Origin of the sequence: Xanthomonas populi (assembly GCF_002940065.1) — a bacterium.
In the GTDB taxonomy this organism is placed as follows: domain Bacteria; phylum Pseudomonadota; class Gammaproteobacteria; order Xanthomonadales; family Xanthomonadaceae; genus Xanthomonas; species Xanthomonas populi.
The window spans coordinates 1-2,095 of the sequence record NZ_MDEJ01000252.1; the positions used below are offsets into that span (position 1 = coordinate 1).

The window sequence follows — 2,095 nt, forward strand, 5'->3', positions numbered from 1 at the left end:
GGAGCGATTACGCACACTGCCCGAACACGTCTACAACCAGATGGTCATGGGCTGAAAAACGTGGGGATACCTCAGGGTCCGGATCGGTCAGCGCGATGATGCGGTTTTCGTAATCGATCTTGTAGGCGGCGACGTAGCCGCTCCACTTGCTGGATTCGGCACGGATGCCGATGTCGATATTGGTGGATTCTTCCGGCGCAATACCCGGATTGAACGCACCCGAGGTCAATGCAAGACGCGGCGCAGAGCTGAAGTTTTCCGCGTAGTTGAAGACCATCTGCACGCCTTCGGCAAGCTGGGAGCTGGCGCCGACCTGCGGCTGAAACCAGTCGCTTTTCTTGATGGCGACAGCGCGCCGCACACCGACGTTGAAGTCGTCCAGATTGGCGATGCCGTTGTAATCGCGTTTGACATCCAGACCCTTGGCGCCGAGCTCCATCGTGAGCCGGTCATCGAGCAGGCGTAGCGCGTCCTTGATGTAGAGCTGCTTCACCTCGGTGGAGAAATGGTTGTCGTAGTAGACGACGATCGGCAGCGCGCCCTTGAGCAAGGCGCCGGTGGCCGGGTCTAGGTTGTACAGCTGGCGCACCTGATGGAAGTCGTAATTCTCGTGCCACGCGCCGACTTCGAGCTTGTTGTGCTCGGTCTCCCACGACACCGCAGTGGCCACACCATAGCGATCGCCGCCGATGATTTCTTCGCGCCGGGTCATCGCACCGACGCTGGTGACATTGCCATTGGCATCGACGATCTGCGGGTCGTTGATGGCGATATCGGTACGCCCCGGCGTGCCGGCGATGGCGTCGTCGTACAAGCCGGTGGCGGTGCTTGGCGGCTTGCCACCGACACCATCACCATACGTGTTTTGGTAGTCGCCAGTGAAGGTGAAACCGATCGCATCGTTGAACAGAAAATCGCCGTGACGGCTGAGCAACCAATCGCGGCGGCCGTTCTGCCATTCGCTGTAATGCTCAGCGTCCACTTCCGGATTGCCGGTGATGCGTTCTTGCAGATCCCACTGCACCGAACCGTCGGAGTTGTACGACTGCACGTCGTCGTCCTTGCGGTTGTTGTAGATCCAGCCCAGCGTCAGTCTGCCCGCATCCCAGGCCTGGCGGATCTTGGCCTCGAAGTGATCGCTCTTTTGCGTGGCCGGCTCCATGTCCAGCACCCCGCCCTGCGTGCGCGATGCGCAGATGTACGCGCTGGGGCCGCCTTCCCACCAATCCGGCGTATCCAGACGTATGAAACTGCGCACCAGATCGTCCGAGCCGATGGTCTGGGCGAGATTGCCGCTCCAGCTGTCGCCGCCTTTCTGGGGCAGGCTGGTGTAACGGATCGCACCGCCGAGCGCGTGATACGAGGGCTGGGTGACATCGCCGGAGCCTGCCGACACGGTGACATCGAGCAGGTTTTCGCTGGACACGTAGCGGGTGATCGGGCCGCCTTCGCGGATGTCGAAGGTTTCGATCAGAATGCCGTCCAGGGTCACGCCGATCTGGTTGGCAGAAAAACCGCGGATGGTCATCGAATCGCCGAACTCATACTGGCCGAATCGATCGGTGGTCTGTACATTCACCCCGGGCAGGCTCGCCAATAACTGCTGCGGTGCTACGCCGGGCAGCTGTGCCTGGATGTCGGCGACAGAAATGGACGCAGTCGTGCGCGTGGAGCCGGCGCCCACCACGCTGATGGCGTCGAGGGTGCGCGCTGCCTGTGCCAGTGCTGGCAGGCGGTGTGCGCCGGCCAGCAACAAGGTCATCCGGGCAAGCGTGTGGCGACGCGTGGCGGTGGTGAGCATGACGGTCACCGACGCCGCCAATTGATCGATGTTCAAACACTTGCGCATGCAATCGACCCCTGGATATGTGTAGCCTGCTGAGTGACCGGGCCGCTCCCCCAGACCGGCTGACACCGCGGATGCCGCATGCATCGACCATAACCATCCCAGTTCTGCTGCAAGCCCCGCGCGGAGGGTAGGGGCCGCGCGTGCGGGTAGCTTGCTTCCGAATTCAATTATGGGCACCTCGAACAACCAAGTCGTAGCCGTGGTGACACGCACTGGATGATGACCATACCTTCAAAAAATCAGCGA

Annotated in this window: 1 pseudogene; it reads right to left on the bottom strand. The window is 61.4% G+C overall.

From position 1 onward, the window contains the following. Nucleotides 1-67: 67 nt before the first annotated feature. Nucleotides 68-1,837: pseudogene (locus XpopCFBP1817_RS20515) on the bottom strand (TonB-dependent receptor); the annotation flags it as partial. Between the last annotated feature and the right edge of the window lie 258 nt (nt 1,838-2,095).